This is a genomic window from Desulfuromonas thiophila (genome assembly GCF_900101955.1).
Taxonomy (GTDB): Bacteria; Desulfobacterota; Desulfuromonadia; order Desulfuromonadales; family Desulfuromonadaceae; genus Pseudodesulfuromonas; species Pseudodesulfuromonas thiophila.
Genome location: NZ_FNAQ01000005.1, coordinates 90427 through 111360 on the forward strand (window position 1 = coordinate 90427; position 20934 = coordinate 111360).

27 protein-coding genes, 3 tRNA genes and 1 pseudogene are annotated in these 20934 nt (G+C 58.7%); 23 read left to right on the forward strand and 8 right to left on the reverse strand.

From position 1 onward, the window contains the following. Positions 1-65: 65 nt before the first annotated feature. Together BLR80_RS06790 and BLR80_RS06795 are read right to left on the reverse strand one after the other, a co-directional pair. Complete coding sequence (locus BLR80_RS06790; RefSeq protein WP_092077723.1) at positions 66-404, reverse strand: P-II family nitrogen regulator; 339 nt, start codon at positions 402-404, stop codon at positions 66-68. A 252-nt stretch (positions 405-656) separates the two neighbouring features. Next, the gene (locus BLR80_RS06795) at positions 657-1250 is read right to left on the reverse strand and encodes an NUDIX hydrolase (protein WP_092077726.1); all 594 of its coding nucleotides are present in this window, start codon (positions 1248-1250) and stop codon (positions 657-659) included. A gap of 170 nt (positions 1251-1420) precedes the next feature. Here BLR80_RS06795 and BLR80_RS06800 point away from each other — a divergent pair, with 170 nt between their 5' ends. From BLR80_RS06800 to BLR80_RS06815, 4 genes are all read left to right on the forward strand, one after another. After that, entirely contained in the window at positions 1421-2080 is a 660-nt protein-coding gene (locus BLR80_RS06800) for a CPBP family glutamic-type intramembrane protease (RefSeq protein WP_092077728.1), read from the forward strand. Between the two features lie 18 nt (positions 2081-2098). Further along, positions 2099-2935, forward strand: a complete 837-nt coding sequence (locus tag BLR80_RS06805; RefSeq protein ID WP_092077731.1) for a ParB/RepB/Spo0J family partition protein — start codon at positions 2099-2101, stop codon at positions 2933-2935. A gap of 140 nt (positions 2936-3075) precedes the next feature. Next, positions 3076-3600 carry a tetratricopeptide repeat protein gene (locus tag BLR80_RS06810; protein ID WP_092077734.1) on the forward strand — a complete coding sequence of 175 codons (525 nt, stop codon included), beginning with the start codon at positions 3076-3078 and terminating at the stop codon, positions 3598-3600. 14 nt (positions 3601-3614) lie between these two features. Beyond that, positions 3615-3815: a hypothetical protein gene (locus BLR80_RS06815; protein ID WP_092077737.1), complete on the forward strand. Its 201-nt coding sequence runs from the start codon at positions 3615-3617 to the stop codon at positions 3813-3815. A 6-nt stretch (positions 3816-3821) separates the two neighbouring features. On the opposite strand, the gene BLR80_RS13090 is transcribed toward BLR80_RS06815, so the two are convergent. Beyond that, positions 3822-4118 (reverse strand): hypothetical protein, encoded by a 297-nt coding sequence (locus BLR80_RS13090; protein WP_216095186.1) that lies wholly within the window; start codon positions 4116-4118, stop codon positions 3822-3824. Between the two features lie 199 nt (positions 4119-4317). Between BLR80_RS13090 and BLR80_RS06825 the strand changes: the two genes are divergently transcribed. The 6 genes from BLR80_RS06825 (at position 4318) to BLR80_RS06850 (ending at position 9114) form a co-directional block, all read left to right on the forward strand. Further along, complete coding sequence (locus tag BLR80_RS06825) at positions 4318-4743, forward strand: cupin domain-containing protein (RefSeq protein ID WP_216095187.1); 426 nt, start codon at positions 4318-4320, stop codon at positions 4741-4743. Then, positions 4718-5203 (forward strand): cupin domain-containing protein, encoded by a 486-nt coding sequence (locus BLR80_RS06830; RefSeq protein ID WP_092077743.1) that lies wholly within the window; start codon positions 4718-4720, stop codon positions 5201-5203. Before BLR80_RS06825 ends, BLR80_RS06830 begins: the two co-directional genes overlap by 26 nt. Before the next feature lie 38 nt (positions 5204-5241). Continuing rightward, positions 5242-6558 (forward strand): NCS2 family permease, encoded by a 1317-nt coding sequence (locus tag BLR80_RS06835; protein WP_092077746.1) that lies wholly within the window; start codon positions 5242-5244, stop codon positions 6556-6558. A 31-nt stretch (positions 6559-6589) separates the two neighbouring features. Further along, entirely contained in the window at positions 6590-7612 is a 1023-nt protein-coding gene (locus tag BLR80_RS06840; protein ID WP_092077749.1) for an adenosine deaminase, read from the forward strand. A 109-nt stretch (positions 7613-7721) separates the two neighbouring features. Next, the gene (budA, locus tag BLR80_RS06845) at positions 7722-8498 is read left to right on the forward strand and encodes an acetolactate decarboxylase (protein WP_092077752.1); all 777 of its coding nucleotides are present in this window, start codon (positions 7722-7724) and stop codon (positions 8496-8498) included. A 67-nt stretch (positions 8499-8565) separates the two neighbouring features. Beyond that, a complete protein-coding gene (locus BLR80_RS06850; RefSeq protein WP_092077754.1) occupies positions 8566-9114 on the forward strand; it encodes a hypothetical protein in 549 nt (182 codons plus the stop codon). 50 nt (positions 9115-9164) lie between these two features. Here BLR80_RS06850 and BLR80_RS06855 read toward each other — a convergent pair. Beyond that, a tRNA-Glu gene (locus BLR80_RS06855) sits at positions 9165-9242 on the reverse strand. A gap of 22 nt (positions 9243-9264) precedes the next feature. Next, positions 9265-9339, reverse strand: a tRNA-Gln gene (locus BLR80_RS06860). Positions 9340-9587: 248 nt separating this feature from the next. Between BLR80_RS06860 and BLR80_RS06865 the strand changes: the two genes are divergently transcribed. Next, positions 9588-9965 (forward strand): PilZ domain-containing protein, encoded by a 378-nt coding sequence (locus BLR80_RS06865; protein ID WP_092077756.1) that lies wholly within the window; start codon positions 9588-9590, stop codon positions 9963-9965. Between the two features lie 63 nt (positions 9966-10028). Here BLR80_RS06865 and BLR80_RS06870 read toward each other — a convergent pair whose 3' ends face one another. Next, a complete protein-coding gene (locus BLR80_RS06870; protein WP_092077759.1) occupies positions 10029-10835 on the reverse strand; it encodes a hypothetical protein in 807 nt (268 codons plus the stop codon). A gap of 279 nt (positions 10836-11114) precedes the next feature. On the opposite strand from BLR80_RS06870, the gene BLR80_RS06875 reads away from it, so the two are divergent. The 8 genes and pseudogenes from BLR80_RS06875 to BLR80_RS06910 all read left to right on the forward strand — a co-directional run bounded on the left by BLR80_RS06875 (position 11115) and on the right by BLR80_RS06910 (position 16987). Further along, positions 11115-11483 carry a hypothetical protein gene (locus BLR80_RS06875; protein WP_092077762.1) on the forward strand — a complete coding sequence of 123 codons (369 nt, stop codon included), beginning with the start codon at positions 11115-11117 and terminating at the stop codon, positions 11481-11483. 67 nt (positions 11484-11550) lie between these two features. Continuing rightward, a complete protein-coding gene (locus BLR80_RS06880) occupies positions 11551-12594 on the forward strand; it encodes a 3-oxoacyl-ACP synthase III (protein ID WP_092077765.1) in 1044 nt (347 codons plus the stop codon). Beyond that, the gene (locus tag BLR80_RS06885) at positions 12588-13472 is read left to right on the forward strand and encodes an alpha/beta fold hydrolase (protein ID WP_092077767.1); all 885 of its coding nucleotides are present in this window, start codon (positions 12588-12590) and stop codon (positions 13470-13472) included. The genes BLR80_RS06880 and BLR80_RS06885 overlap by 7 nt, the downstream gene beginning before the upstream one ends. A 5-nt stretch (positions 13473-13477) precedes the next feature. Continuing rightward, positions 13478-15163: a fatty acid CoA ligase family protein gene (locus tag BLR80_RS06890; protein WP_092077770.1), complete on the forward strand. Its 1686-nt coding sequence runs from the start codon at positions 13478-13480 to the stop codon at positions 15161-15163. Continuing rightward, complete coding sequence (locus tag BLR80_RS06895; RefSeq protein WP_092077773.1) at positions 15160-16170, forward strand: NAD-dependent epimerase/dehydratase family protein; 1011 nt, start codon at positions 15160-15162, stop codon at positions 16168-16170. The genes BLR80_RS06890 and BLR80_RS06895 overlap by 4 nt, the downstream gene beginning before the upstream one ends. Positions 16171-16178: 8 nt before the next feature. Beyond that, positions 16179-16406: a DUF2835 domain-containing protein gene (locus BLR80_RS06900; RefSeq protein WP_092077775.1), complete on the forward strand. Its 228-nt coding sequence runs from the start codon at positions 16179-16181 to the stop codon at positions 16404-16406. Positions 16407-16717: 311 nt separating this feature from the next. Next, positions 16718-16834: pseudogene (locus BLR80_RS13440) on the forward strand (hypothetical protein); the annotation flags it as partial. A gap of 78 nt (positions 16835-16912) precedes the next feature. After that, positions 16913-16987 (forward strand) — tRNA-Val (locus tag BLR80_RS06910). Positions 16988-17123: 136 nt separating this feature from the next. Here the strand turns inward: BLR80_RS06910 and BLR80_RS06915 are convergent. After that, positions 17124-17348 (reverse strand): helix-turn-helix domain-containing protein, encoded by a 225-nt coding sequence (locus BLR80_RS06915; RefSeq protein ID WP_092077781.1) that lies wholly within the window; start codon positions 17346-17348, stop codon positions 17124-17126. Between the two features lie 152 nt (positions 17349-17500). On the opposite strand from BLR80_RS06915, the gene BLR80_RS06920 reads away from it, so the two are divergent. Genes BLR80_RS06920 through BLR80_RS12685 form a run of 4 tightly spaced genes read left to right on the forward strand, consistent with a single transcriptional unit; the run spans position 17501 to position 20489 of the window. After that, positions 17501-17740: a hypothetical protein gene (locus BLR80_RS06920; RefSeq protein WP_092077783.1), complete on the forward strand. Its 240-nt coding sequence runs from the start codon at positions 17501-17503 to the stop codon at positions 17738-17740. Next, entirely contained in the window at positions 17733-19016 is a 1284-nt protein-coding gene (locus tag BLR80_RS06925; protein WP_092077786.1) for an Arm DNA-binding domain-containing protein, read from the forward strand. The genes BLR80_RS06920 and BLR80_RS06925 overlap by 8 nt, the downstream gene beginning before the upstream one ends. Continuing rightward, complete coding sequence (locus tag BLR80_RS06930) at positions 19009-19941, forward strand: HD domain-containing protein (protein WP_171906350.1); 933 nt, start codon at positions 19009-19011, stop codon at positions 19939-19941. The genes BLR80_RS06925 and BLR80_RS06930 overlap by 8 nt, the downstream gene beginning before the upstream one ends. 29 nt (positions 19942-19970) lie before the next feature. Then, positions 19971-20489 (forward strand): hypothetical protein, encoded by a 519-nt coding sequence (locus BLR80_RS12685; protein ID WP_143012101.1) that lies wholly within the window; start codon positions 19971-19973, stop codon positions 20487-20489. A 162-nt stretch (positions 20490-20651) separates the two neighbouring features. Here BLR80_RS12685 and BLR80_RS06940 read toward each other — a convergent pair. Beyond that, a partial coding sequence (locus tag BLR80_RS06940) for an integrase core domain-containing protein (protein ID WP_143012102.1) occupies positions 20652-20934 on the reverse strand: 283 nt, incomplete at its 5' end.

Consider the following 20934-nt stretch of genomic DNA (forward strand, 5'->3'; position numbering starts at 1 on the left):
CTAAAGGGCCTGCAGCCGCCCCTTTTGGTTTTATCTTTAAAAGTCCAGGCCGAATAAAAGCAGGCCTACAAAGCTGTATCGCCGCGTTCACCGGTACGAATGCGGACCACATCCTCAACCGGTGTCACAAAAATCTTGCCGTCGCCGATTCGGCCGGTTTTGGCAGCCTCAGCAATCTGTTCGACCACTTGAGCGACAATATCATCGGCAACGATGATTTCCAGTTTGATCTTGGGAATAAAATCGACCACATACTCAGCACCACGGTAGAGTTCAGTATGACCCTTCTGGCGCCCAAAGCCTTTTACCTCACTTACCGTCAGGCCCTGAATCCCGATTTCACTCAACGCTTCCTTGACCTCATCGAGCTTAAAGGGCTTAATGATAGCTTCCACTTTCTTCATGAGCAATTCCTCCCTGGCAATGGCCCTGCCGGCAGGGGCCGGCGGCAGATGAATCGACCCTGGCTGAACAGGGACTCGGTCAGCAGCTGATGCAAAAAACCCGCCCAAAAACCTTCCCAGTCCGCCAGAAAAAAAATAAATCCCTGACAATCTCTGTATTGCGTGCCTGGCGCTGAAGCTTTTTGCCTGTGGCCGGGTCTGGCCCTCCGATAAATCATGAGAGCCGCCGGCTAACGCCGATGTTGTATTGCCTTATTCTTGGGCAGACCGTCTGGCCTGTTGCCCAGACTTTCGCCAGCATGGTGGCCAGAAAGTGACAGCCGGTAAGGGCATCGCCGTTGTCCATTCCAGCCAGCGCTGCCACTCGGCTTCAAGGTTCGGCGTCAGCAGACCAGTTCCCACGGCCGCATCGATTTCATCGGCATGCCACCAACGCACCGCATCAATTTCAGCTGGAGCAAAACGGATCGGCCCCTGGTAGTGCAACAGAAAGGTCATCACGTTCTCCGACTCGAAGGAGGTTCGCCAGCGATAACGGTACAGAGGCCGCAATGTCCTGACAGCAATACCAAGCTCCTCCTGCATTTCCCGGCAGGCCGCCATGTCATAGGTTTCCCCTGGATCAAGATGGCCACCGACACTGGTATCCCACCGTCCCGGTTGCACATCCTTGGCCTCAGAACGTTTCTGCAACAATAAACGACCCTGCGGGTCGAACACCAAAACATGGGCAACGCGATGCACCAGCCGTGGATCACCGTGACACTGCCGCCGGGGAAAGCAACCGATAACCTGGTCGGCCTCGTCGACAACCTCCAGCATGTCCTCAACAAAATTCTGGTTCATTCCTGTTTCCTCATGATCACGCAGCCTGTTTAACAGGATGCAGCGGTACGCTTTAGGGTTTTCATCGGCGGCGGGCTGCGGTACAAAAAGAACCCTATCCCTGACGCCCTGCGCTGACGCATGCTGCCTCAGTTGCCTTTTCGCCAACCTCCAATCCGGTATCCGGTTTCATGGCCTTCTATCGCAAACCCTGGTTCCCTTTCACGCTGCCATTTCTACTATATTTTATCGCGATTGAAACGGCACGTCACCTGCCCCAGTGGCAGCACCTGCTGTTTCTGGCCGGCATCAGCCTTGCGGGCGCGGCGCTGTGGAGTTGGCGGGCACGTTTTCTCTTTCTTCTACAACTCCCCCGCCAAGCGGTGGGCACCGAATGTCTGATCGGTCTGCTGGCAGGTGGCGGCAATGCCATCTTCTGGCAACTGGGTCTACAGTTGGGCTGGCTCCGCCCTGCCTCCTTGGTCTGGCCGTCGCACTGGTCATCCTCACTGGTGCTGACAACAAGCCTGCTGTCCGTCCTGTGTTTCGTGTTGCTTTTGCCGGTTCTGGAAGAGCTGTTCTGGCGCGCCTTTATGCTGCGTTATCTGATCGCGCCTGATTTCACCCGCATTCCTTTGGGCACAGCACAGCCCTTTGCCTTTGTCACCGTGGTAGCCCTGGCCGCCATTCCGGCTGGCGAAGGGCTGCTGGTTGGAACCTGCTTCAGCGCTATTCTGTACAATCTGCTGCTCATCTGGCGAAAAAACCTGCTCTGCGGTATAGTAGCGCACAGTCTGGCAAATGCACTGATTGCCCTGCAATTTCAGTTGCACCAATTTCGTTTGTACTGACATCCACGCCGAGGGACCATGGAAACTGCCGATTTTCCGCATCCACAGGAGCTTGAACCGGAAAAACTTTACCAGGTACCTCTGCAGCTGTTGCATCCCGACCCGCAGCAGCCGCGCAAGTATTTTTGCGAAAATGCCCTGGAGGAGCTCAAGCAGACCATTGAGGCACACGGCATCCTGCAACCTCTGCTGTTTACCTGTGATGCCCAGGGCGCCCTGCGACTGATTTCGGGTGAACGGCGCTATCGCGCCGCCATACTGGCTGGGCTGGTCAGCGTTCCAGCTATTTTCAAGCCGCAGCCGAGCCGTGAACTGGCACTGATCGAAAATATCGTACGCGAAAACCTGTCTGTCATTGAACAGGCCGAAGCCATTCAGCAACTGATTGACGAGAAGATCTGCCGCCAAAAGGATCTGCCGACCAAGCTGGGCAAAGCCAAATCGACGATCTCGGAAATGCTGTCACTGAACCGGCTGCCTCAGGATATTCGTGACGAATGTCGCACCAATCCGCTGGTTTCCCGCAGCATTCTGGTGGAGGTGGCCAAGAAACGCACACCGGCCACCATGCGGGCACTGTACGAAAAATACAAGCAACGCGGCCTGACACGCGGTGAACTGCGCAAGGTCAGCCGGCCCGCGCGCCAGCAACGGCAACCGGCGGCAGAGTTGCAACAGAGCCGGTTGCGATTGCAGCACATGATCGAGCGTCTTTACGAACTGGGCCTTACCGACGAAACAGAACGTGCGCAGGTTGAGGAACAGCTGCAGGAATTGAAAAAATATCTGGAATCACGATTAAAAAGAAACCGCCGCGAACTCGCCGGCGAAAAGGCCCAGCAGCTGCTGTTCTGACAAGCGTTATTCACCAGAAAACATTGGAGACCAAGAGAGAAACGGCTGAAATCAAGAGCCCTGATACCATATGCCGCAAGGACCAGCGCACCCGCTCATTTTCGTTTGTTTAACCCCTGGCCGAGGAAATTTCTGTTCTTATGATTCGTCCCCCTGCCCTGCACCGCCTGCTCGCCCTGCCGATTCTGCTGGCCGCCTTGCTGATGCTGGCCGGTTGTTCCTCCGAAGCCGAAAAACGCTACAACCAGGCCATTGAAGCGGAACGGCATCAGGACTGGGAACAAGCCCGTGAACTTTATCAGGCTGCCCTGGCTCTTGATGCCGAACTGGCCGAGGCCCACATTAATCTCGGCGCTCTGGCGTTGCGCCTCAAGCAGCTTGATCTGGCCGAACAGCACAGTCATCAAGCCCTGCAACTGCTCGAACATAAGAAAAAATCCCTCGTTCGCGGCTTCAGCTGGGAGAAGCAGGCGGGTCTGGCCTGCAACAATCTGGCGTCCGTGGCCTTTGAACGGGTATTGCAGGCTCAGCAGGCCGCCGATGATGAAATCCTGCGCCAACAGCTCGCCCTGGCCCGCGAATGGATCGACAAGGCTCTGGCGCTAGATCCAGACAACGAGAAATTCCAGCACCATCAACGATTTCTCCATCTGTGGCCCAACTAAAAGGCGGATTCTCCATGGAACGCTTGACCCGTACCACTTGGCTGTTTCTGGGCGGTTACGCCCTGTTGCTACTGGCGCTGCTGGCCTACACCCTTTGGCAGCGCAGCCGGGTAGGTGCGGGTTGGCTTTTTGCCCTGATTACCCTGGCGCCAGTGATCCCTTTTTTTCTCCGCCGCCGCCAAAACAGCTGTCGGCCAAAGCCACCACAATCCTGATGGGGACTACTCGCCTGTGCTCTCGTGCGCCAGCGATTCCTCCGTGGCCGCTTCCAGCTGTTTGATCCGGCAAACCGCCAGAGCGGCAAGGCCAAGCGCCACGAGACCGGCCAACAAGCCCCCGTCACGAAACATCCGCGTCTGACCAAACAGAATGACAAAAGTCAGACAGCTGCCGGCCAGCAATACTGCGGCCAACCACCAATGGAAAGATTTACGCGGCCGCGCGGCCACTGAAACCTCATCTGAACCCTGCAATGTCATTATCATAACCTCCCAAAAGAAGTTGAGCGATACCGTCACAAAGGGGTATCAACAGTGGATGGCCGAACCGAAAATGCCCCAAAATGCCCTATGCCTGACACCCGTCTGACCAGCAGCCTGGGCGTGATAACATTCCCTGCTGCAACCGACAAGACCTTTTCCGCTTATTCCGTGCAGCCCGACGGGCAAGCAGTATCTCCTCGCCAGCGGCCAGAAAAACCGCAAAGGACAGTGCCAGATGACATCGGCCAACCTGTTTGATTTTCCATCAGCGCCCCTGTCGGCAGAACAGATCGATCTGCTGCTGCATCGCGATACCGTTCGTATTGAACGCATCCTATCGCAGGGGCAGGCCTCGCCGTCGGACTTTTGGTACGATCAGGATGAAGACGAATTTGTTGTTCTGTTGCAGGGGGAAGCCTTGCTGGAATTTTGCAACCCGGACGAACAGCTGCGTCTGCGCCCGGGGGACCACCTGACCATTGCCGCCCATCGCCGCCATCGGGTGGCTTGGACTCATCCCCACCAGATCAGTCTGTGGCTGGCGATCTTCGTGCCGCCCATCAGTCCGGCCAAACCGTACCCTTGCGCTGAACCCGGCTCGCCCTCATCCCCCGAACAGCAGCGGAGTCCACAGGATGTCGCAACACGGCCAACCCGCTGAGATAGCAGAGCTGATCTGCCGACTTGATTTGCAACCGCATCCGGAGGGCGGCTATTTTCGCGAACTGTTTCGCAGTTCGCAGCCGGTCTTTTCCTCGCGGGTACAGGCCGACCGGGCCGCCATGACTCACATCTACTTTCTGCTGGCTACCGGTCAGCACAGCCGTTTTCATCAGGTGGCACACGAGGAACTCTGGCATTTCTACGCCGGTGATCCGCTGCATTTACTGCTGTTTGACGGCCAGCAGCTGCATTCGCACCGGCTTGATGGCGAGCGCAACCATTGCCTGCTGGTACCGGCTGGCTACTTCCAGGCGGCTGAAACCACCGGCCGTTACAGTCTGGTCGGCTGCACCGTCGCTCCCGGATTCGATTTTGCCGATTTCCGTTTTCTGGCGGATCAACCGGCCAGTGCCGCCCGCCTGCGGCAACTCACTGACGACGGCGAGCGCTTTCTCTGACAACTTGCGCCGGATCGCCCGCCGGCAACGAGGAGAACATGAAATCGTTTTTCGCTCTTGAGCAGCAGCAGACCTGTGTCAAAACAGAGGTTCTGGCCGGGATCACCAGCTTTCTGGCGGCCATGTACATCATCATTGTCAATCCGGCCATCATCTCGGCGGCCGGCATGCCGTTCAACGGAGTAGTGACCGCCACAGTCCTGGTGAGTGCTTTTTCCAGCATTCTGATGGGACTGTACGCCCGCAATCCGATCCTGGTAGCTCCCGGCATGGGCATCAATGCCTTTTTTACCTACACGGTAGTGCTGGGCATGGGGGTTCCCTGGCCGGTCGCCCTAGGGGCGGTGTTCTGGTCGGGGGTCATCTTCCTGCTGTTGTCGCTTTTCAATGTCCGCAGTACCATTGCCGGGGCGATCCCTCATCAGATCCGCGCTGCAGTCGCCGCCGGTATCGGGCTGTTCATTACCTTTATCGGCTTGCAGAATGCCCGCTTTGTGGTCGACGATGCCGTCACCCTGGTCCGGTTTGGCGGCTTGAACGTGGTTACCCTCACCTTTCTTGCCGGGTTGCTGGTCAGCTCCTGGCTGGTTCTCAAACGGGTATCCGGTGCGCTGATTCTCGGCATTGCCACCACGACCCTGCTGGCCAGCGCCATCGGCCGGGTGTGGGGCGATGCCAGCACCATTGTGGGGACCGCAACACCGGTGACCTGGAGCGGGCTGATCGCCGCCCCGGATTTCAGCCTGCTGCTGGCACTGGATCTGAAAAACTCGCTGACCCTGGCGATGCTGCCGGTCATCTTCGTCATGCTGTTTGCCGATCTGTTCGACAGCCTGTCGACCTTTATCGGCGTAGCGGAAGCCGCTGATCTCAAGGACAGCAATGGCGAGCCGCGCAACATCCGCCAGTCGCTGCTGACCGACGCCGTGGCAACAACCCTTTCCGGCCTGTGCGGCACCAGCGCCGGCTCCAGTTTCATTGAATCCGCCGCCGGCATCCGTGAAGGTGGCCGCACCGGCCTAACCGCAGTGGTCGCCGGCTTATGCTTTCTGCCCTTCATGTTTTTTTCGCCGCTGTTGTCGATGATTCCGGCTTTTGCGACGGCGCCGGCCCTGGTTCTGGTCGGCGTATTCATGATGAGCCCGATCAGCACCATTGACTGGCAGCGTTACGATGAAGCCATTCCGGCCTTTCTGGCCATTATCCTGATTCCATTGACCACATCCATCACCCAGGGAATTGTCTGGGGTCTGATCTGCTGGACCGGGCTTAAACTGTTGTCCGGCCAGAGAGTTCAGGTCAGCAAAACGCTGCTGGCCATCAATCTGTTTGCCCTGGCGGTTCTACTGATCTGAATCTTGTTGCCAAATCAAGGGAGGTTGACCGATGGATACGACCCTGTTGCCATTCATTGAACAGATGCCCAAAGCGGAGCTGCATCTGCATATTGAAGGCAGTCTGGAGCCGGAGATGGTCTTTGCCCTGGCCTGCCGCAATGGCTTGCAGCTGCCCTATCCCGATGTAGCGAGCCTGCGCCAGGCCTACGACTTCAGTAATCTGCAGGAGTTTCTCGATGTTTATTATGCCGGCATGGCGGTCCTGCGCACGCGGCAGGACTTCTACGATCTGACCTGGGCCTATCTGCAGCGTGCCCAGCAGGAACGCATTGTTCATGTTGAAATCTTTTTTGATCCCCAGGCGCATCTCGAACGCGGCATCCCCCTGGCAACCCAGATCGACGGAATTCACGCGGCGCTCGAAGACGGTCAACGCCAGTTGGGCATCAGCTTCCGGCTCATTCTGAGCTTTTTGCGCCACCTGTCGGAAGAAAGCGCCTTCCAGACCCTGGAGCAGGCCATGCCCTACCTCAACCGGATTGATGGTTTTGGCCTTGATTCATCGGAGGTCGGCCATCCCCCGGAGAAGTTTGCCCGCCTGTTCGCCCGCTGTCGGCAACTGGGCTTTAAAATCTGTGTTCACGCCGGAGAGGAAGGGCCGCCGGACTATGTTCAGCAGGCCGTGAATCTGCTGCAGGTGGATCGTATTGACCATGGCAACCGGGCGCTGGAGGATGAAGCGCTGCTTGTGCAGCTGGCCGCCCGCCAGATTCCTCTAACCCTCTGTCCCCTGTCGAACCTGAAGCTGCACGTTGTCCAGCAACTGCAGCAGCATCCACTCCTGAAGCTGCTGCAACGGGGGTTGCTGGTCACCATCAATTCCGATGATCCGGCCTACTTTGGCGGCTATCTCAGCGCCAACTATCGGGCACTGCTTGAACATTTACCTATCAGCCGCGAACAGCTGCGCCAGCTGGCCTGCAACAGCTTCACCGCCTCCTGGTTGCCAGCCGAGGACAAAGCCGTCTGGATTGGCCGAATCAACCAGCTGTTCGCCTCAGCGCCGGCCTGAACCGCGTCGCCAGAGGAACCTGCCCGTCTGATGATTTTCCATTGATAACCTTTCATTGCCCTGACCATGCAGCCGGCGAACAGGCTGCCAGCTTCTTTCGGAGCCCACCATGAAACGATTTTTTCCCGTTGTGTTCCTGCTGCTGCTCTTCCCGGCCACGGTCTCTGCCACCACCGCGTCAGCCAACAGTCTGGTGCAGTTTTCCACCATCGATGCCCTGCTCAGCGGGCTCTACGACGGCGTTGTCAGCATCGCGGATTTGCGGCAGCAGGGTGATCTGGGTATTGGCACCTTTCATGCCCTTGATGGCGAAATGGTCGTTCTGGAGGGGCAAGTCTACCGCATCGACGCCAGCGGTCAGGCCAGACAGGTTCCTGACAGTGAGACCAGCCCTTTCGCCAGTGTTACCCGCTTTGCTCCAGAGCAGCAGCAGCTTTTACCCTCCGGCACCGATCTCGCCGAACTGCCGCAACGGCTCAGCACCCTGGGACTGTCTCCCAATCATTTTTATGCCCTGCGCCTTGATGGCCATTTCCGTTCGGTCCAAACCCGCAGCGTCCCGCGCCAGCAGAAACCTTATCGACCGCTGGTTGAGGTAGTACAAAAACAGCCGGAATTTCATTTCGACCAGGTTGATGGCACACTGGTCGGCTTTTACTGTCCTCCTTTTGTCCGTGGCATCAACGTTCCCGGCTACCACCTGCATTTTCTCGATCGCAACCGCACTGCCGGTGGTCATGTGCTCGATTTTGTGCTGGAACATGAGGCCGTGCTGCACCTTGACAGGATCGATCGCTTTGTTCTGCAACTGCCCGCGGATGACGCCTTTACCGCGATTGACCTGCAGCGCAACCGCGAGATGGAGCTGCGACAGGTTGAACAATAAATCTGGCAGCTAAAATTGGCTGTCGTACCCTGTTGACACCATCCTTCCGCCTTAGGCAGGAGCATCTATGGCCAACAAAATGGTTGCTTTCGTCGCTGCGCTGGTCTGTTTGTCGACTATCGCTGCGCTGGCGCAAGCGAAGTCCGCTGCCGGAAGTGCCGTTCTGACGGATCTGCGAGATACAGACACGCAGATTGCCCGCGATGAGCTGGCAACCCGGATCGACCGGCATTATTATCCTGTCCGCCCACTGGAACGTCGGATTGAGGATTATCCTGAACGGCTTGAAAGTGTGTGGGAAGCCCAGCAGGACCGTCTGGAGCAGGTTCAGGAGGCACAGCGGGAACGCAGCCAGCACCTCCGTGAATCGCACCAGGAACGCGCCGCGACAGAACGCGAGTTACGAAAGGAGCGTGCAGAACAGGAACACGAACAACGCAAACATTTCGAAGAACAGCAGCGTGAGCAACGCAAAAATTGGCAGGAACAGGATCGCGAAAAACGCAAGTTCATTAAGGAAACAGAACGGGAAGATCGTTGGGCAGGGCAACGGCACCCTGGCGAAAAACATCGCGAGCGCCGGGACAGCCCTTCAGGAGTACGGCCGCAGTTCTGAATCCCACGCAGCAAAAACCCCCCGCTGAGATATCAGCGGGGGGTTCATGGTGGTACGCCCTAGGGGATTCGAACCCCTGTCGCCGCCGTGAAAGGGCGGTGTCCTGGACCGGGCTAGACGAAGGGCGCCTATTTGAAGTCGGCAGTTTTCTGGCTGGGGTGGGAGGATTTGAACCCCCGAATGGCGGAGTCAGAGTCCGCTGCCTTACCGCTTGGCGACACCCCAAAAACGCGCCGATCATAATGAACTCAGCGAAGGTGGTCAAGGGGAAAAATGCCGACCCCGCACTTTTTTCTGCCCCATGCACAACAGATGCTTTTACTGAAAACAGCCGCACTCCTTGAAAACGTCTGCCAAGAAGCCCAGCTCCTCGCGACACACAGCGGTAGAGCCTGGAAAAAACCGGCAGAAGGCCTATACTGCCCTGCACAAGACCCCGGTCGTGTTCCCCCCCTTTTTGCGGAGACCAGCTTATGCCTGAAAAACGTCACTTTCAGCGTGTTCCTTTTATCGAGCAGGTTCATCTGTGTCATGAACAGCAACACTTACAGGGCAAGTTGCTTGATATCTCCCTGAAAGGGCTGTTGGTGGAATTGGAAAGCCTCCCGCCACAGGTTCAGCCGCCCCACTGGCAGGTCAGCCTGCGTCTGGCGGGTGATCTGCGTTTGACATTCACTGCCGAGGTGCGTCACTGCCATGACAGAACCCTTGGGCTGGCTTTCACCCGAATGGACGCCGACAGCATGACCCACCTGCGCCGCCTGCTTGAACTGAACAGTGGCGATGCTGAAGAGATCGAGCGGGAACTGGAATGGATGATTTCCCGGCGCGCCGCCCATCTGGCCGACTAACGCCGGGCCGGCCACCGGCTGACAGCAGTTCTGCACGCGGATCAGCCGGAACGGGAGAAAAACTCAGTCCCAGCCCTCCTGCCGCAAGCGCGTCTCAATCTCCTCCTGCGTCATCAGTCGAACCCCACCGCCAAAACTGCCGCTGGCGGTGCTGGCCAGGGGCTCAGCGTTCCACAGGCTGCCGCCCTGTAGCAACGCCGCCGGCAGCCCCTGCCCTTCCAGCAAAAGGTCCAGTTCGTCGGGTGTCGCTTCGCTACCCTCCAATTGGCAACCCGCCTGACGGGCAATCGCCAGCAGCTGGCAGCACTGCAGCTGTTCGGGGGCATATCCCCAGTCCCACAGAACGTTGACCGGGAAATAACGCCAGCGGGGCGGGTGGCTGTTGTTGTCGCCGGTTCGGGCGGCGAAACACAGGATGGCGCAGGCGTGATAATAGTCCTCACGCAAGGGGACACCCGCCGGTCGCACCACAATGAGGCGCCGCTGGTCATACTGCTGCCGTAATTGGCGCAGAAAATCGAAACTTTCTTCCACCCGGTTGTGAAAGGTCAGAAAAGGAAACAGCGTGACGGGAGCGCCACGCAACCAGTCGGGCTGGATTCCCAACACCTGATGTGCCCAGGAACAGCGATCGGCGGGCGCTGGCCACTCCTCGATGGACAGGTCGAACCGGCTCACCAGCTCCTGCCAGCGCCGGGCGTCGGGTTCAGCCCTTTCAGCTGCTGTCGAAATACTGACTTCGGGCCGTTCTGCTACCCCTTTGCGGGCCTGCTCCTGGCCCTGTTTGCGCCGGCTGTACAGAACCAGTCCGATTCCCAACAAAAAACAGAGCGCCAAAGCGCCCCAGATGCTCCAGGCCATCCACTGCATGAACATTTCTCCTTGTATTGCAGTTCATCACAACCAATCCCGCCCGCAGTTGACCCGCGCTGTGGCGCCAACAGCGGCAAGCCGGGCAAAACAGGGGCCATCTTTCCAAAATTTCTTTGTCATTTCAAACTCTTTCTTCAATTGTGTTGCACGTCAGGCTCCTTTCTGCCAAGATGCCCGGCGGTATCCGCCCCGAGCGGCATCCCACGGGATGCCCCCGACAACCCGCCATGCGGGTTGTTTTGCTTAGCCACCGGCCATTGCAGACCCGTTCCGACCATGCTTGTCAGCCCCGAACAAAAACAGATTTACCAACTGGCCATGCTGGTGCTGCAACAACATCAGCTGCAGGTTGCCACCCTGCACAGCGGTCATGATGTGCATTTCCCCGGCGACCCGCGCCAAGACATGCGTGCCTGGGCCATTGCCTACGCGCTCAATCTGCCGCCGGAGCCCCAGGATCAGGAACGGTTGCGGCAATTGCACCTCAATCCTCTGCAGCGCTGGACCGCTGAGCAGAGTCGGCGGGCCGCCATCTGCTACAAAACCTTCTATCGCCGCCTGCAGGATGAGCGTCTGTACGCCGTCGGACTGCGCTGGCTCAATTCGGGCGGTCGCCAGTTGTTGGCAACAGCTGCTGACAGCTGACCCCGCGCCACCGCGCTCCCCTGTTTACGGCCAGCCACGACACTCTCCGCGATGAGACAACGACTTCATGATTTATCGTAATGTTTTCCTGCATCAGCCGGGTTATGAACTGGCACCGGTGGTTGTGCGCTCGCGCGACCTGGAGCAGCAACTGGCTCCGTTGTACCAGAAACTGCGCCTGCAGCCGGGCCAGTTGGAGGCTCTGACCGGTATCCGTGAACGCCGCTGGTGGCACCCGGGCACAGCCTTGTCCAGTGGCGCCATCGCTGCCGGCCGCAAGGCGCTGCAGGCTGCTGGGATTGCCCCCGCAGACATCGGCGCACTGGTTTATACCGGCGTCTGCCGCGAGCTTTTCGAACCGGCGACAGCCTGTCGGGTAGCCGATGGCCTCGCTATCGGTGGGCAGACAGAAATCTACGACCTGAGCAATGCCTGTCTCGGTGTGCTCAGTGGTATTCTTGATGTGGCCAACCGAATCGAACTGGGTCAGATTCGCGCGGGGCTGGTGGTTTCCTGCGAAAGCGCCCGGGAACTCAACGAAACCACCCTGCGGCGCCTGTGCCAACAGCCGGACATGGCACAGTTTTCCCGCAGCGTGGCAACCCTCACGGGCGGTTCCGGTGCCGTGGCCCTGTTGCTGACCGACGGTTCCTTCAACCTGCCCTGCCAGCATCGCCTCGTCGGCGGTGTGGTACGGGCCCGGCCGCAACATCACGCCCTGTGCCGCTGGGGCGTCGAAGAAACGGCGCCGGATCAGTTGCAGCAGTTCATGCAGACCGATGCCGTGGCGGTGATGCAGCATGGTGTTGCCCTGGGGCAGGAAACCTGGCGGGATTTTCTGCCCGAACTAAGCTGGCAGGCGCAACAGGTCGACCGGGTGATCTGCCATCAGGTGGGCGCGGCTCATCAGCAGGAAATTCTGCGTTCGCTGGATATCGTGCCGGAAAAGGACTTTGCCACCTTTCCCTTTCTTGGCAATATCGGCACCGTGTCCCTGCCGTTGACGGCGGCGCTGGCGGCGGAACGGGGCCATCTGCAACCGGGCCAGAAGGTGGCACTGCTGGGCATTGGCAGCGGCCTGAACTGCATGATGCTGGGAGTTCTGTGGTGAAACGTCTGCTACCCTGTACCGGTCATTACCTGACCCTGCGCCACGGCGCCCGCTGTCACTATCTTGATGAAGGCCAGGGCGCGCCGGTGGTGCTGCTGCATGGCAACCCCAGTTGGTGCTTCTATTACCGTCACCTGGTGCTGGCGCTGCGCGCTGAGCATCGCGTTATCGTGCCGGACCATATCGGCTGCGGGCTGTCCGACAAGCCGGGCGATCACCAATACCGCTACAGCCTGGATCAGCGGCTGGCCGATCTGGAAGAACTGCTTGATCATCTGGATCTGAAACAGCCCATCAGTCTGGTCTTGCACGACTGGGGCGGCATGATTGGCATGGCCTATGCCACACGCCATCCGGAACGTATCGACCGCCTGGTGCTGCTCAACACCGCCGCCTTTCACCTGCCCGCCAGCAAGAAACTGCCCACCGCTCTGCGGTTGGGGCGTGATTCCCGTATCGGCAGCCTGCTGATCCGCGGCTTCAATGCCTTCAGCCGTGGTGCCGCTTGGATCGGGTGCAAGCGTCAGCCCATGCCGGCCGCCCTGCGCAGCGCCTATTGCGCCCCTTACAACAGCTGGGCCAACCGTATCGCCACCCTGCGTTTTGTGCAGGATATCCCCCTCAAGCCGGGTGACGCAGCCTATGCCGAGGTCAGCCGGGTGGAGCAGAATCTCCACCTTCTGGCCAACCGACCGATATTGATTGGTTGGGGTGAACGCGATTTTGTTTTTGACCGCCACTTTCTGCAGCAATGGCAACAGCATTTTCCCAACGCGGAGCTTCGCCGCTGGCCTGACGCCGGCCATTACATCCTCGAAGACGTGGCCGACGAACTGATTCCGCTGATCCGCGATTTTCTTTGCCCCGGCAAGGAGTAACCGGCATGACCGTTCCACAGCTCCAGCCAGCCAACATTGCCCTGACCCTAAGCCAACAGGCCCGGCAGCAGCCGGATCAACTGGCGGTGATCTGTCCCCAGGGTCGTGATCTCTACGGGCATGTGCGCTATCTGCAGCTGAGCTACCGCCAGTTGGAACGGGAAAGCGATCAGCGCGCCTGGGCGTTGCAGCGGCTGGGGCTGCGACCGGGCATGCGCACCGTGCTGATGGTGCCGCCAGGGCTCGACTTCTTCAGCCTCACCTTTGCCCTGTTCAAGCTTGGCGCCGTGCCAGTGCTGATCGACCCGGGCATGGGACTGCGCAATATCCGCAACTGCCTGCAGCAGGTTCAACCCGAAGCCTTCATTGGCTGTGGCAAGGCCCATGCCGCCCGCCTGCTGCTTGGCTGGGGCAAAAACAGCCTGCGCCATCGTCTGACCACGGGTTCGATCCCCCTGCCGGATAGCGCCCGGCTGTGCGATCTGCTGACCATCACCGCCAGCGAGCCCTGGCCCTGTCACCAGCCGGCAGCCGATGCGGTAGCGGCCATACTGTTTACCAGTGGTAGCACCGGCCCACCCAAGGGCGCGGTTTATCGCCACAGCCAGTTCAATGCCCAGATTGCCGCCCTCAAACAGCTGTACAACATTCAGCCGGGCGAGCAGGATCTGTGCACCTTTCCGCTGTTCGCCCTGTTTGCTCCGGCCCTGGGCATGACCGCCATCGTTCCCGATATGGACGCCAGCCGGCCCGGTCAGGTCAATGCTCAGCGGTTGTTCGAGGCCTTTGACGATTTCCGCATTGACAACCTGTTCGGCTCTCCGGCCCTGCTGCGACGTCTGGCTGACGCCGGTCGCCATCAGGGCCGCCAGCTCGGCAGCCTCAAAAGAATCATCTCCGCCGGCGCGCCAGTTCCGGCCAGCCTACTGGAGGATCTGAGTTCCCTGCTCAAGCCGGAGACCCAGATTTTTACGCCCTACGGCGCCACCGAAGCCCTGCCGGTAGCCTCAATCGGCAGCCACGAAATTCTGGCCGATACCCGCATCCTCACCGACGCCGGCCGTGGCATCTGTGTGGGCCGACCGCTGGCCGGACTGCAACTCGCCATTATTGCCATCGACGATGCTCCCCTCCGTGACTGGCGCCAAGCCCGACAACTGCCTGTCGGCCAAATCGGCGAGATCTGCGTCCGCGGTCTGCAGGTGACCGACAGCTACTGGCAGTTGCCCGACGCCACCGCCGCGGCCAAGATCCCCTGTGCCGACGGTGGGTTTTACCACCGCATGGGCGATGTCGGTTATCTGGATGAAAGCGGTCGGCTGTGGTTCTGCGGCCGGAAAAACCACCGGGTGGAACTGACCGCCGCTGATGCAGGCCAGCCCCAGACCCTGTTCAGCATTCCCTGTGAAGCCCCCTTCAACCGCCATCCGGCCGTGGCGCGGACAGCTTTGGTCGGTTGTCGACAGCAGGGCCGGCAACGGGCGTTGCTCTGCATCGAAACCCGCCTGCCAACAACGGCGCTGGCACGCGAGCAGATCGCAGCCGAGTTACGGCAGATTCAGCAGCAGCATCGCCACTGCCAGGCCATCAGCGGCTTTCTGTTTCATCCGGGTTTTCCTGTCGATGTCCGTCACAATGCCAAAATCTTCCGTGAGAAGCTGGCACTGTGGGCAACAAGGCAACTGTCATGAGTCCCAGGGCGCTGGTCACTGGCGGTGGCGGCTTTCTCGGCCTGGCCTTGATCCGGCTGCTGCGCCAGCACGGCTGGCAGGTGCGCAGTCTGGCCCGCGGACGGTATCCGGCCCTGACGGAACTGGCCATTGAGCAAATTCGTGCCGACCTGGCGGATCAGGCAGCGGTCACCACGGCTTGCGCCGACTGCGATGTCGTCTTCCATGTCGCCGCCAAGGCCGGCATCTGGGGCCAGCCAGCAGACTTCGAACGCGCCAACGTGCTAGGCACTCAGCACATTCTGCGGGCCTGTCGCCACCAGCGGGTGCGGCGACTGGTTTACACCAGTTCCCCCAGTGTCGTGTTCAGCGGCCGCGATCTGGCCGGCGTCAACGAATCCATCCCCTATCCTTCCCACTATGAAGCCGATTATCCCCGCACCAAGGCCCTGGCCGAGCAGCAGGTGCTGGCCGCCAACGATGCGCACCTGGCCACGGTTGCCCTGCGACCCCATTTGATCTGGGGCCCCGGCGACAATCATCTGGTCCCCCGCATTCTGGCCCGTGGCCGTGCCGGCCGCCTGCGCCGGCTGGGCTCGGGCAACCCCTTGGTTGACAGTCTCTACATTGACAATGCCGCCGAGGCCCATTTGCTGGCGGCCGAGCGTCTTGCTATCGGCTCGCCCATCGCGGGCAAGGCGTACTTTCTGTCTCAGGGAGAACCCTGGCCCCTGTGGGACCTGGTTGATGCCATCCTGGCCGCCGGCGCGTTGCCGCCCGTGCGCCGCCAGCTGCCTGTCGGTCTGGCCTATGGCGCCGGTTATCTGCTGGAACAGGCCTATCGCCTGCTTCACCTACCAGGTGAACCCGTCATGACCCGCTTTCTGGCCCGCGAGCTGTCGACCGCCCACTGGTTCGACATTCGTGCCGCCAGACGCGACCTGGGCTATGCGCCGCGTATCTCCATCCGCGAGGGGCTGCAGCGTCTGACCGTGGCCCTGGCAGAAAACCCGCCAGCAGACTACTGACACCCGTCATGCCGGCACTGACCTTCGAACTGCACCTGAACACGCAGCAATTTCTGCGTTATTACCAGGGCCAGGCCAGCCAGGTGGTGGTGATCTGCAGCAATGGTCAGCGACTGCGCCTACCCGCGGCCAATCTGCGTTCCTTCCTGCGCCAGGATGGCATCCACGGCTGGTTCCGCATCCACTTCGATGACAATCACAAGCTGATCCGTCTTGAGCGCCTGTCCGCTCCCTGATCGACCAACCCCAAACCCACAAAAAACACAGTTATCCAACAAAATCAGCGCCTTAAACCCTTACTGAGCCTCAACAGACACTGACCGACCAAGGCAGGCCGGACACGACCACGCCACAAACTCCGCAATCCCCGAAGAGAACTGCGCCGAACACTTCATCGCCGAGGCCGAAAAGGCCCTCTGCCAGCCCCAACTAGTGGCTGGCATGCAACCGGGACAGGGGCTGTACAACGGTGGACGCCGCCACGCGCATTTCCTGGGTCGATCCGGCCCGCGACGACGGCCTCAACCTGGTCAACGCCGGGCGCCTGCGCCCCTTGGCCACGGTCGTCATCGGCGGATTGCTGACCTCGACCCCGCTCAACCTTTTCGTCCTGCCGGCCCTCTATCTGGCCGTCAACCGCAAACAACCGGAACAGCGATCCTGACACAAGGGGAATTTTTGGGTTATTTTTTCCAATTGACAAGCTTTGGCTGAAGCTGGTACAAACCTGCACACCTTTCAGGGGCGCATAGCTCAGCGGGAGAGCACTGCCTTCACACGGCAGGGGTCGTAGGTTCAATCCCTACTGCGCCCACCAAAAAATCAAAGGGTTAGCGATGATCTCGCTAACCCTTTTTTTGTTGTGCCCACTCAGTGCCCAAGTTGTGCCCAGTGGTTTCGGGCACAACTGTTTTATGACCTCTGCACAATTCTGGGCACCTAACTGGTCAAATTCAATCATCAGCAAGATATTCCATCACCTGACCAACCTCACACCCAAAAAAGCGACAGATCACGTCTATGTTGTCAGTTGTCGTGTTGTAGCCTTTCAGATTAGCAATTCTCGACAAGGTCGTCCGGTGAATGCCAGTTGACTGTGACAACTCATCAAAGGTCAATCGCCTCCCTTTACTAAACTCCCAATCTGAGATTAGTTTTTTCAAGTGAAATCTGATCATTTTTTCTCCTGTATTTAGATACATGGTGGCACAGAATAACACTTAGCAAAAAAAAACACCCCACGCTACTTTTTTTGGAGAAATGTGCTTGTCATGCACGTTTGGTTTATGTATAGTCTATTTAAACCACTAACACAAAGGAGAGACTAGTCATGGAACAAGAAACTTACCTGACAACCGAGGAATTGGCAGTACGGCTTCGCTATGACGCAGCCTATATTCGCAATTGCCTTCGCGATGCGGTTCTGATCGAAGGTATCCACTACATCCGCCCTTTTGGGCGTAGAAAAATTCTCTACATCTGGGAGGCTGTTCAAAGTGAGATGGTACGAAAATCAAAAAGTCAAGCAGCTACCATTCCGCTATCACGAGGGAGGGTATGTCATGGGTAGCATCAGATGTAGAGATGGTTTTTTGTTTTTCGATTTCAGAGTTCACAGCATCCGCTGCCGTGAACAGACCCGGCTCAGTGATACAGCCAGCAACCGCAAACGGCTGGTGAAGATCTTGCAGCAAATCGAAAAAGAAATCGACGCCGGTGTTTTCTCCTATGCGCAATATTTCCCCGGCAGCCGCAATATTGAAAAAATCGCAGCGATAGAAACGGCTAGGCAGCAGCATCAGGCGCTTCCCGCCGAGGCAGGTCCGCACCGGGCCGCCACCAGAGCCCAATCAGGAATGACCCCGCTGTTTGAATGCTTTAGTCAGGACTGGTTTTTAGAGAACGAGGTGCGTTGGAAACGCTCTTATCGCAAGACGGTGCGCGGCAATCTTGATAAGCATTTGATTGCCGAATTTGGCAAAAAGGAAGTCGGCAGCATCGACAAGGGTGAAATTCTCAGATTCCGTTCCACACTCGCCAAAGTTCGTAACGGAAGCAAAGAAGGCCTCTCACCGGATCGGATCAATCACATCATGACGACATTGCGCATGATTCTCGAAGACGCCGCCGACCGGTTTGATTTTACCACGCCCTTCGCCCGGATCAAACCTCTCAAAGTGATCCGCAGTGACGTTGACCCTTTTTCGATCGAAGAGGTCACCCGATTTCTTAAGTTTGTCAGGCCAGATTTCCGTGATTACTACACGGTTCGGTTTTTCACCGGCATGCGTACGGGCGAGATCGACGGTCTGAAATGGGAATATGTCGACTTTGACCGGCGTCTGATCCGCATTCGTGAAACTCTGGTCGATGGTCAGGCGGATGTCACCAAGACGCCTGCCTCCATTCGCGAGATCTGTATGTCTGAGCCGGTTTTTCAAGCTCTGCAGCGCCAGTTTCAGGTCAGTGCTTCATGCGGCTCTTATGTGTTTTGTAACCGTGAAGGCCAGCCCCTTGATCATCGCAATATAACGAAACGTATCTGGTATCCTTCTTTGCGGATGATGGGTATTAAGCCACGCAAGCCGTATCAGACGCGCCATACCGCTGCGACCTTGTGGTTAGCAGCTGGGGAGAATCCGGAATGGATTGCCCGGCAGATGGGTCATACCACCACTCGTATGCTCTTTACTGTCTACTCGCGTTTTGTGCCGAATCTCACCCGGCGCGATGGCTCGGCTTTTGAGAATCTGCTGGCGGCGCGGCTTCCAGGCGTTATCAAGGATCCAGCGGAGATTGCTGTAAGCCCGGTGTCTGATGTTGTCGGTGGGGCTGATCATGTCTAGCGCGCTGGCACATCTGAGGGCTGGGGCGGTCTGTGGGTGGTTTCGCCTGCAGCAGTGGACGGAGGCGTTGACCCGCGATGGCTTTCCGTATCTGAAACTGGTGCTGGAGGATTGTTCGGGGCAGCTGACGGGCTTTGTCTGGCAACAGGCGCTGGTGGCGCAGATGCAGCGGCAGGTATTGCCAAGCTATGCTCTGGTTAAGGTGCAGGGTCAGGCGCGCTGGTTTCAGGGTGGTTTGCGGCTGGATGTGTCTTCGCTGTTGGTGCCTGGGGCTCAGGCGTGCTCTGATCTGGTCGGTACGGAGGGCTTCTCGGCGGCCCGGCTGCTGCCACGGAGTCTGTGTCCGCAGCCGGATTTGCTGGCGCTTCTTATGGCGGCGGTGAAGCAGATCGAGTGGCCGGCGTTGCGGCGTTTTGTTGAGGCGGTGTTGCTGGATCGGGGTATCAGCTTTGCGTTTGTGGCGGCACCGGCGAGTTTACGGCATCATCACAGTTATCCCGGGGGGCTGCTGCAGCATAGTCTGGAGTGTTTTGTGCTGGTGTCGCGCCACCGGGAATTTCCGCGTGAGCGGGCGCAGCTGGGCATGGTGGCGGCGCTTTTTCATGATATCGGCAAGATTCTGACCCTGACCCACCGGATGCGGCGTACAAGTCTGGGGGCCTGTCTGGATCATGATAAGCTGACGCTGGAGGTGCTGGCGCCTCATCTGCGCAAGCTGGATCAGGACTGGCCGGAGGGTGGTGAAGAGTTGCGCTATCTTTTGACCTGGAAGCTGTGCAGCCGTGTGCCGCGTTATGACATGGCGGATCTGGTGGCTTGTTGTGATCGGCTCAGTACTGGTCTGAATCGCCGGGCGCCGCATCTTGGCAGCCGCAGCGGTTCTGTGCAGGCGGTGGATGCGTTGCTGGCTTTGCGGCGGGGCTAAAAGGGCAGACAAGGAGGAAAGACGAGCTGATGTTGGGTTCTTTAGGGCCGCTGCTTTGCTGTGCTCTGGCGGTGGCGTTGCTGATAGGGTTTTTACTGCTGCTGGATCGGCGTGGGCGCCGCCAGGGTTGTGCCGAGTTAAAAGCGGGAGTCTGTGTCATGACGACAGAAGTGGATGCAAGCTGTGGAATACCGCCCAAGCCTCCTGCAACTGACCGGATGCAGGTGGATGCCGAGCTCTGTCGTCGCTTTGATGGCTTGTGTGCCGCCATCGCCGAGAAACCCGAGGCGCTGGCTCGTCTTGAAGCGCTGCTTGATGCGGCCCAGGAGTTGCTGGGCTTGGTGCTGCATGAGGCGAATGAGGCTCGGCAACGGATGGCACGGCTGGAACTGCAGCACAGCCTTGCCGCTTTCAATCTCGCCGTTGGCGGGCCGCTGTCTGCCTGGCAGCTACCTCAGGCGCTTTGGCCGCAGGGGGAGCAGAGCAGCGATCAGACCTGCGACTGGGCCGTGGAACTGCTGTTTGCCCTCTATCGCCAGCGAAGCTGAGCTGTTCTGGTAGAAAAAATCGGAACATCAAACGAGGCACCTACGTAAGCCGGCTAAGGAGTTTTCCTGCGCCGGCTTTTTTCTGCTCTTGGCAAGCTGGCGTGCAAGCCGCGCTAAGAATTGGTGGTGTAGCGGAACCGGTTCCCTGGACACAAATTTAGCTTACGCCGCCTGACGGATTTCATCGGGTGATCTGAAGCCGTTTTTCTCAACACGCCATTCGCTGTTGTAAAGCTCCACGAAGGTCATCACGGCTTCGCGAACGTCGGTGATGTTACGGAAAACCCGGCCATAGATGGCCTGCTCTTTCAAGGTGCGGTTGAACCGTTCGGCAACTCCATTGGTCTGGGGTTCGGCAACAAAGGCAAAGCTGGGAGTGATCCCCCAGAACTTGATCTGGTTCTGAAAATGGTCTGAGAGGTACTGGGTGCCGTGATCCATACGC

What these genes read in the sequence shown, in the direction of transcription:
- BLR80_RS06840 (WP_092077749.1), top strand. Translation starts at nt 6,590, where the DNA reads ATGGATACGACCCTGTTGCCATTCATTGAACAGATGCCCAAAGCGGAG.
- BLR80_RS06830 (WP_092077743.1), top strand. Translation starts at nt 4,718, where the DNA reads ATGTCGCAACACGGCCAACCCGCTGAGATAGCAGAGCTGATCTGCCGA.
- BLR80_RS06915 (WP_092077781.1), bottom strand. Translation starts at nt 17,348, where the DNA reads ATGATCAGATTTCACTTGAAAAAACTAATCTCAGATTGGGAGTTTAGT.
- BLR80_RS06920 (WP_092077783.1), top strand. Translation starts at nt 17,501, where the DNA reads ATGGAACAAGAAACTTACCTGACAACCGAGGAATTGGCAGTACGGCTT.
- BLR80_RS06815 (WP_092077737.1), top strand. Translation starts at nt 3,615, where the DNA reads ATGGAACGCTTGACCCGTACCACTTGGCTGTTTCTGGGCGGTTACGCC.
- BLR80_RS06900 (WP_092077775.1), top strand. Translation starts at nt 16,179, where the DNA reads ATGCCGGCACTGACCTTCGAACTGCACCTGAACACGCAGCAATTTCTG.
- BLR80_RS06925 (WP_092077786.1), top strand. Translation starts at nt 17,733, where the DNA reads ATGGGTAGCATCAGATGTAGAGATGGTTTTTTGTTTTTCGATTTCAGA.
- BLR80_RS06930 (WP_171906350.1), top strand. Translation starts at nt 19,009, where the DNA reads ATGTCTAGCGCGCTGGCACATCTGAGGGCTGGGGCGGTCTGTGGGTGG.
- BLR80_RS06835 (WP_092077746.1), top strand. Translation starts at nt 5,242, where the DNA reads ATGAAATCGTTTTTCGCTCTTGAGCAGCAGCAGACCTGTGTCAAAACA.
- BLR80_RS06790 (WP_092077723.1), bottom strand. Translation starts at nt 404, where the DNA reads ATGAAGAAAGTGGAAGCTATCATTAAGCCCTTTAAGCTCGATGAGGTC.
- BLR80_RS06895 (WP_092077773.1), top strand. Translation starts at nt 15,160, where the DNA reads ATGAGTCCCAGGGCGCTGGTCACTGGCGGTGGCGGCTTTCTCGGCCTG.
- BLR80_RS12685 (WP_143012101.1), top strand. Translation starts at nt 19,971, where the DNA reads ATGTTGGGTTCTTTAGGGCCGCTGCTTTGCTGTGCTCTGGCGGTGGCG.
- BLR80_RS06890 (WP_092077770.1), top strand. Translation starts at nt 13,478, where the DNA reads ATGACCGTTCCACAGCTCCAGCCAGCCAACATTGCCCTGACCCTAAGC.
- BLR80_RS06870 (WP_092077759.1), bottom strand. Translation starts at nt 10,835, where the DNA reads ATGCAGTGGATGGCCTGGAGCATCTGGGGCGCTTTGGCGCTCTGTTTT.
- BLR80_RS06875 (WP_092077762.1), top strand. Translation starts at nt 11,115, where the DNA reads ATGCTTGTCAGCCCCGAACAAAAACAGATTTACCAACTGGCCATGCTG.
- BLR80_RS06880 (WP_092077765.1), top strand. Translation starts at nt 11,551, where the DNA reads ATGATTTATCGTAATGTTTTCCTGCATCAGCCGGGTTATGAACTGGCA.
- budA (WP_092077752.1), top strand. Translation starts at nt 7,722, where the DNA reads ATGAAACGATTTTTTCCCGTTGTGTTCCTGCTGCTGCTCTTCCCGGCC.
- BLR80_RS06805 (WP_092077731.1), top strand. Translation starts at nt 2,099, where the DNA reads ATGGAAACTGCCGATTTTCCGCATCCACAGGAGCTTGAACCGGAAAAA.
- BLR80_RS06800 (WP_092077728.1), top strand. Translation starts at nt 1,421, where the DNA reads ATGGCCTTCTATCGCAAACCCTGGTTCCCTTTCACGCTGCCATTTCTA.
- BLR80_RS06850 (WP_092077754.1), top strand. Translation starts at nt 8,566, where the DNA reads ATGGCCAACAAAATGGTTGCTTTCGTCGCTGCGCTGGTCTGTTTGTCG.
- BLR80_RS06810 (WP_092077734.1), top strand. Translation starts at nt 3,076, where the DNA reads ATGATTCGTCCCCCTGCCCTGCACCGCCTGCTCGCCCTGCCGATTCTG.
- BLR80_RS06795 (WP_092077726.1), bottom strand. Translation starts at nt 1,250, where the DNA reads ATGAACCAGAATTTTGTTGAGGACATGCTGGAGGTTGTCGACGAGGCC.
- BLR80_RS06865 (WP_092077756.1), top strand. Translation starts at nt 9,588, where the DNA reads ATGCCTGAAAAACGTCACTTTCAGCGTGTTCCTTTTATCGAGCAGGTT.
- BLR80_RS06825 (WP_216095187.1), top strand. Translation starts at nt 4,318, where the DNA reads ATGACATCGGCCAACCTGTTTGATTTTCCATCAGCGCCCCTGTCGGCA.